The organism is Haemophilus paraphrohaemolyticus, assembly GCF_002015045.1.
In the GTDB taxonomy this organism is placed as follows: Bacteria; Pseudomonadota; Gammaproteobacteria; order Enterobacterales; family Pasteurellaceae; genus Haemophilus_A; species Haemophilus_A paraphrohaemolyticus.
In genome coordinates, this window is record NZ_MUXX01000003.1 from 218,901 (window position 1) to 225,569 (window position 6,669).

At 43.2% G+C, this 6,669-nt stretch carries 5 protein-coding genes, 2 tRNA genes and 1 rRNA gene; 2 read left to right on the forward strand and 6 right to left on the reverse strand.

All coding sequences use genetic code 11. From position 1 onward, the window contains the following. Positions 1 to 78: 78 nt before the first annotated feature. Positions 79 to 798, reverse strand: a complete 720-nt coding sequence (locus B0184_RS03265; RefSeq protein WP_005707662.1) for a 1-acylglycerol-3-phosphate O-acyltransferase — start codon at positions 796 to 798, stop codon at positions 79 to 81. 133 nt (positions 799 to 931) lie between these two features. Here B0184_RS03265 and tpx point away from each other — a divergent pair, with 133 nt between their 5' ends. Continuing rightward, positions 932 to 1,429, forward strand: coding sequence for a thiol peroxidase (tpx, locus tag B0184_RS03270; protein ID WP_005707655.1), 498 nt, complete (start codon positions 932 to 934; stop codon positions 1,427 to 1,429). Between the two features lie 50 nt (positions 1,430 to 1,479). Here the strand turns inward: tpx and B0184_RS03275 are convergent, their stop codons facing one another. Further along, positions 1,480 to 2,415, reverse strand: a complete 936-nt coding sequence (locus B0184_RS03275; protein ID WP_005707650.1) for a KpsF/GutQ family sugar-phosphate isomerase — start codon at positions 2,413 to 2,415, stop codon at positions 1,480 to 1,482. An 81-nt stretch (positions 2,416 to 2,496) separates the two neighbouring features. After that, complete coding sequence (locus B0184_RS03280; protein ID WP_005707666.1) at positions 2,497 to 3,738, reverse strand: glutamate-5-semialdehyde dehydrogenase; 1,242 nt, start codon at positions 3,736 to 3,738, stop codon at positions 2,497 to 2,499. A gap of 243 nt (positions 3,739 to 3,981) precedes the next feature. Here B0184_RS03280 and mutL point away from each other — a divergent pair, with 243 nt between their 5' ends. Further along, complete coding sequence (gene mutL, locus B0184_RS03285) at positions 3,982 to 5,910, forward strand: DNA mismatch repair endonuclease MutL (RefSeq protein WP_005707649.1); 1,929 nt, start codon at positions 3,982 to 3,984, stop codon at positions 5,908 to 5,910. A gap of 370 nt (positions 5,911 to 6,280) precedes the next feature. On the opposite strand, the gene B0184_RS03290 is transcribed toward mutL, so the two are convergent. The 3 genes from B0184_RS03290 to rrf form a co-directional block, all read right to left on the reverse strand. Beyond that, positions 6,281 to 6,356 (reverse strand) — tRNA-Trp (locus B0184_RS03290). Positions 6,357 to 6,394: 38 nt separating this feature from the next. Then, positions 6,395 to 6,471: transfer RNA gene (locus B0184_RS03295), tRNA-Asp, on the reverse strand. 12 nt (positions 6,472 to 6,483) lie between these two features. Beyond that, positions 6,484 to 6,599: ribosomal RNA gene (rrf, locus tag B0184_RS03300) — 5S ribosomal RNA — on the reverse strand. Between the last annotated feature and the right edge of the window lie 70 nt (positions 6,600 to 6,669).

Sequence of the window (6,669 nt, forward strand, 5' to 3'; positions counted from 1 at the left end):
TTATCTCCGCCCATTTTCATATGCAATTTTCGGGCGGGAATAAAACCCGCCCCTACGATAGGCAATTACAATTATAATTTATTTATCCAACTGCTCAATCTCCGCATCAAGCTCCGCAATTCTCTTTTGCATGACTTGATGGCAATGTTCGATAAGCTCTTTCAAATTATCACGGTTGTAACCGCTGGTATCAATCGGCTCCAGCTCTTCGCAAATCACCGTGCCATTATCCCAGCGGTTTAAATCTACTTTGTTATGAAGCGTTGAGCAAACAATCGGGATAATCGGCACGCCTGCAGAAATAGCGGTATGGAACGCCCCTGTTTTGAATGGTAATAGACCACGTCCACGACTACGCGTGCCTTCGGGGAACATCCAAATTGAAATCTGGCGTTGTTGGATAATCTCGCCCACTTTTGTCATTGTGCTGATAGCACTGCTGCGTTTCTCACGGTTGATGAAAATATTACCCGTTGCCCAATAAACTAAGCCGAAAAATGGAATCCAAATCAGACTACGTTTACCGATGGTTACCGTTTTTTTAGGCATCATCGAAGAGATGGTCACCATATCATAGTTATTCTGATGGTTGGCGATATAAATCGCTGGTTGGCGTTCGCCAGTATACGGACTGCGAATTAACTTAATGCCAAGCAGTTTATGCATTTTGCTATACCAATAAGCAATCTCACCTACACAATCTGGATTGCGTAAACGGACTAACGCATAAAAAACACCAGCCACAGAGATAAAAATCGAGCAACATAGCACTAACAAAATTCGAATAAGTTTTAACATAAAATTTCCTCAAAAGTCAGGCAAAGAGTATAGCAAAAAATAAACTATTAGAGAAAAAGGTTTATTTTGGCTTGTGTTGAAAAGCAGATTGGGTATAGTAACCTTGTTTTTTCCAAACAAAAAAGAGGATTTTATGGCAGTAACATTAGCAGGCAACCCAATTGAGGTTGGCGGACACTTCCCACAAGCGGGCGAAACGGTGGAAAACTTTACGTTAGTTGGCAACGATTTAGCCGATGTTTCATTAAATGATTTTGCAGGCAAACGCAAAGTGTTAAACATCTTCCCAAGCATCGACACTGGGGTATGTGCGACTTCTGTGCGTAAATTTAACCAACGAGCGGCAGATTTAAACAATACCGTTGTGCTTTGCATTTCAGCTGATTTACCGTTCGCACAGGCTCGTTTCTGCGGTGCAGAAGGGATTGAAAACGCAAAAACCGTTTCAACTTTCCGTAACCACGCAGTGCACGCACAATTAGGTGTATCCATCCAAACTGGACCGCTTGCAGGTTTGACTTCACGAGCGGTTATCGTTTTAGATGATCAAAATAAAGTATTATACAGCCAATTGGTTTCAGAAATTAAAGAAGAACCAAATTACGATGCTGCATTAGCGGTGCTGGCTTAATCATGTAAATAAAACCGCTTGTATCTCCTACAAGCGGTTTTATTTTATGGTTAATTTGAAAACTCCATCAACCCACTCACTTTACCTTCATCATCTAAAGCAATGAGCGAGTGAATATGTAGCTGTTTCATCATCTCTTCCGCTTTGCCCAAGAATGTGCTGTCAGCAATGGTTTTCGGGTTGCGACTCATAATCTGCTCAGCAGTTTTATTCAGGCTTTCTGCCCCGAATTTGGCGAGTGTACGACGAATATCGCCATCGGTAATAATTCCACATAATTCGCCCGCTTGCATAATCACCGCTACGCCCATTCTGCCTTCGTTCATCACAGAGAGGCATTCACTGAATGTTGCCGTTGGTTCTGCTACTGGTACATTCGCATTCATCACATCACGCACGCGACAGAGCAATTTACGACCTAGACTGCCGCCGGGGTGGAAGCGTGCAAAATCTTCAGCACGGAAATCACGGGCGGTAATCAAGGCAATCGCCAAAGCATCGCCCAATGCCATCGTCACTAATGTGGATGTGGTCGGGGCAAGATTATTTGGGCAAGCTTCACGCTCTACGTGGATGTTCAGCACCACATCGGCATATTTACCCAACGTGGAATGCGGATTCCCCGTGATGGCGATAATCTTATTGCCAAAGTTTTTCAGGCTTGGAATGAGTTTATTCACATCATCGGTTTCGCCACTATTAGAGATTAAAATCACTACATCAATCGGTTTGAGCATACCCAAATCACCGTGGAATGCTTCGGTCGGATGTAAGAAAAAGCTTGGTGTACCCGTAGAAGCGAAGGTAGCCACCATTTTTTTGCCCACTAAGCCTGACTTGCCAATTCCTGCCACTACCACACGCCCTTCGCAGTGGAGCATTAGCTCAACCGCTTGGTTAAATTCATCTGATAAACGCTGATTCAAGCGGTCAATTTCTTGGGTGTAAAGGTCAAGGGTTTCTTTGGCGGTTTGTAAGTAGTTCATAGGATCCTTAAAAAAGGCTATTGTATCAACCAATTATTTGTAAATCTCTGGCACAATTCTACCGCTTATCGTGTCAGAAACCTACCCCCTCACCAAATAATCCCCCTCACACACCCATTTGTAAGTGGTGAGTGCTTCTAATCCCATTGGTCCGCGGGCGTGCAATTTTTGTGTACTCACTGCCACTTCTGCTCCTAATCCAAACTGGGCACCATCGGTAAAACGTGTGCTAGCGTTAATGTAAACCGCTGCGGCATCCACTTGGGCAACGAATTGGCGAGCACGTTTGTAATCACTGGTTAAAATGCTTTCCGAGTGTTGCGAGCCATATTCACGAATGTGGGCAACAGCCGCATCCAAGCCATCAACTACAACCACGCTTAAATCAAGCGAAAGCCACTCTTGGCGTAATTTTTCTTGATCAAGCGGTTCAATTCCGTCTGAGTTTTGTAAATCGTCGCTGTGAAGTGTTACGCCTACTGCTTTCATTTTAGCAACTAATTTCGGTAAAAATTCCTCTGCAACCGCACGATCAACAAGCAAGGTTTCCAAGGTGTTACAAGTGCTTGGGCGTTGCGTTTTCGCATTCACGATAACGTCCAACGCCTTCTCTTGGTCGGCTGTTTTTTCCACAAATAAATGGCAAACACCAATCCCGCCTACAATTACTGGAATGGTCGAATTCTCTTTGCAAAACTGATGCAAACCCGCTCCACCACGTGGGATAACCATATCGATGTAGCGATCGAGTTTGAGCAACTCAAGCAACAAGGCTCGGTCGGGATTGCTAATCGCTTGCACAGCTAATTTAGGCAAGCCTGCTTTTTCCAACGCATTTTGCACCACTTCAACCAATACCGAGTTGGTAAATTTGGTCTCTTTACCACCACGTAAAATCACCGCATTGCCTGTTTTTAAGCAAAGTGAAGCCACATCAATGGTGACATTCGGGCGAGCTTCGTAGATGGTTAAAATCACGCCCAAAGGCACACGTTGGCGTTCGATTTTCAAACCGCTTGTAAGCACGCCACCGTCAATCACTTGCCCAACTGGATCAGCGAGGCTTGCCACATTGCGGACATCATCGGCAATCGCTTTTAAGCGGCTTTCGGTAAGCAACAAGCGGTCGATAATGGCAGCTGAAATTCCTTGTGTTTTTGCAAATTCAATGTCTTTTTCGTTCGCTTGTAAGATGTCTGCCGAACGGCTTTCAAGGCTGTCGGCAATGGTAAGTAGTGCCTGATTTTTGGCGGTTTGACCGAATGGGGAAAGTTCTACACTCGCCTGTTTTGCTTGTTGAGCAATTTGTAAAATGTTGGTCATCATTTATCCTTTTTTGAAAACGTCGTTAGCGGTCAAATTATGCTAAAATCTGGCAAAATGCAACAAATAATAAAATTGAAAAGATGCATATTGAGACGATTCCTGAGCTTGTCGAAGGATTAGGCTAAATATGCGTGATTTCATTTTTAATTATGCTTAAAACACTTGCTGCGACTAATCCTTCAACAAGTTCAGGAACCGTCGCACAGAATGAGTTGAACATTTATTACTCGACAACTGAAAATGACAGAACAACATACTACAAAACACCTCATCAATATTCTTCCGCCTCAACTTGCTAACCAAATCGCGGCGGGCGAGGTGGTAGAACGCCCTGCCTCTGTCGTCAAAGAATTGGTTGAAAACAGCCTTGATGCAGGAGCAACGCAGATTGAAATTGAGATTGAAAAGGGTGGTTCGCAACTGATTAAAATCCGCGACAACGGCTGTGGCATTGCCAAACAAGATTTAGTACTCGCCTTAGCACGCCACGCCACCAGTAAAATCAGCTCGTTGGAAGATTTAGAGGCAATTTTAAGCCTTGGCTTTCGTGGGGAGGCATTGGCAAGTATCAGCTCGGTCTCGCGTCTACTTTTAACCTCTCGCCCTGAAGGGCAAGCGGAAGCGTGGCAGGCTTATGCTCAAGGGCGAGAAATGGTAGTTGACATTCAACCCGCTTCGCATCCTGTCGGCACAACCATTGAGGTGAATAATCTCTTTTTTAATACTCCTGCACGTCGTAAATTTTTACGCACCGACAAAACCGAATTTCAGCATATAGATGAAGTGGTTCGCCGCATTGCACTTGCCAAACCACACGTGAGTTTTACCCTTTCGCACAATGACAAAATTGTTCGCCAATACCGCAAAACTGTAGACAATTCGATTGAACAAAAACAGAAACGTGTAGCAGCAATCTGTGGCGAACAGTTTATTCAGCACGCAAATTATTTGGACTGGCAGCACGGGGATTTACATCTACACGGTTGGATTGGCTCACCTGAACTGGATCGACCGCAAAACGATCTCTGTTATAGCTACGTAAACGGGCGTATGATGCGGGATAAAACCATTAACCACGCCATTCGCCAAGCCTACGGAGAGCATATTGCACAGGGCGACTATCCAGCATTTGTGCTGTTTTTAGATTTAGACCCAACTCACGTAGATGTCAATGTACACCCAGCCAAACACGAGGTGCGTTTCCATCAAGGACGCTTGGTGCACGATTTTATCTTACAAGGTGTGTTGCAAGCGTTGCAACCGCAAGCAAATTTAATCACAGCAAATCCAACACCTGTAGATAAAGTTCACGAGAGTTTCCCTACTTATGTGCAAGATAGCAACCGTCAAGCCGCAGGTTCGAATATATTTGTACCTTCGTTTACAGAGAGTGAATCTCGCCCACAAGTGGTACAATTTTCAGATCATTCTATGCAACATCGAGCACATTCACCTCAATATACGCCACGTTTGAACATTTCAAGCAAATCGGCTCAGCGTTGGTATAACGAACTCGTCAAAACCGAAAGCAATACGGATTTGCAAACAGAATCGGATTTTGCACCGCTTGCAGGATTAAAACCACATCAAGCAAGCCCGATTTTTGCAAAGCCAGAAGTGATTCAAACACAAGCGGTCGAAAAGACCGAATATGTTGCAAAAACAGCAATTTCAACACGTTCCAGCGTGCTTGCAGTAGTGAAAAATAAAGCATTATTGCTCAAAGAAAATGACGATTTCTATTTAGTTTCGCTCAATCAATTGCAACGTTTGAAATTTATTGAGCAGCTCAAAAAAGCCGAACCACAAACTTTGCTGATTCCACTTAGCTTAACGCTAGACGAAACACAACAACAGCATTGGGAAAAAGTGAGAAATGGACTGGAAAATCTTGGTTTTCAAATCAGCGAAAAACATTGGCAGTCACAAACTCGCTTGATGATTTCAGCCGTGCCAAAATGCTTGCGAGAGCAAAATTTCCAACAGCTGATTTTTCAACTACTCAATGAAAAAGCGGTCGATTTAGCCGAGTTTTTTGCAAAATATTTTCAAAATCCAACCGCTTGGACGTTAAGTGATGGGGTTAGCCTACTAGCAGAAGCCGAACAGCATTCGGCCAAGGTATTAGAGGCGTTAAAAGTGGAAGTGGAGTTTTCTATTTATTTATAGGTAATATTATCCTTTTATTTATGTAATGTACTACAATTTTGTTCGACCACATCGCTATAATCAAGTATTACCATCGATTTTCAATAAAACAACTTATCGGAGACTGTGGTTTTAGTTGACCACTACACCCTCAAAGTGGTTTAACGAGAAGCATAAGATATTGTTTATACAGGATTTTTTAAATAAAAAGGCTGGTAAAGATTATCAAATTTAATACTTACCAACTATTTTGTCCTATATGCCATATTTATTTCTAGACAGGTTTCACTGATTTTTAGAAACAATCTTCTAAAGATAGTAAAATGATAAGAGTGTATAAAATAAAAAAACCTACTAAATTCTTTTAGTAGGTTTTTTTATTATAAATTAATGGCAGGGGCGGAGAGGCTCGAACTCCCAACACCCGGTTTTGGAGACCGGTGCTCTACCAATTGAACTACGCCCCTAAAGTTAAAGCGAGCATCTTACTCGCTTTTAATATAAGTGGCGGAACGGACGGGACTCGAACCCGCGACCCCCTGCGTGACAGGCAGGTATTCTAACCAGCTGAACTACCGCTCCGCAAATTTTGAAGATTGATAATGCCCTACTCTCACATGGGGAAACCCCACACTACCATCGGCGTTACAGCTTTTTACTTCTGAGTTCGGAATGGGATCAGGTAGAGCCACTGCACTCTGGTTATCAATCAAATTCTTTATTTCCTTAATGCTCTTTCTTTAAGAAAACTAAGGAAATAAAATCTGGCGATGCCCTACT

Coding starts and splice junctions, on each gene's coding strand:
- B0184_RS03280 (WP_005707666.1), bottom strand. CDS start 3,738: ATGACCAACATTTTACAAATTGCTCAACAAGCAAAACAGGCGAGTGTA.
- tpx (WP_005707655.1), top strand. CDS start 932: ATGGCAGTAACATTAGCAGGCAACCCAATTGAGGTTGGCGGACACTTC.
- mutL (WP_005707649.1), top strand. CDS start 3,982: ATGACAGAACAACATACTACAAAACACCTCATCAATATTCTTCCGCCT.
- B0184_RS03275 (WP_005707650.1), bottom strand. CDS start 2,415: ATGAACTACTTACAAACCGCCAAAGAAACCCTTGACCTTTACACCCAA.
- B0184_RS03265 (WP_005707662.1), bottom strand. CDS start 798: ATGTTAAAACTTATTCGAATTTTGTTAGTGCTATGTTGCTCGATTTTT.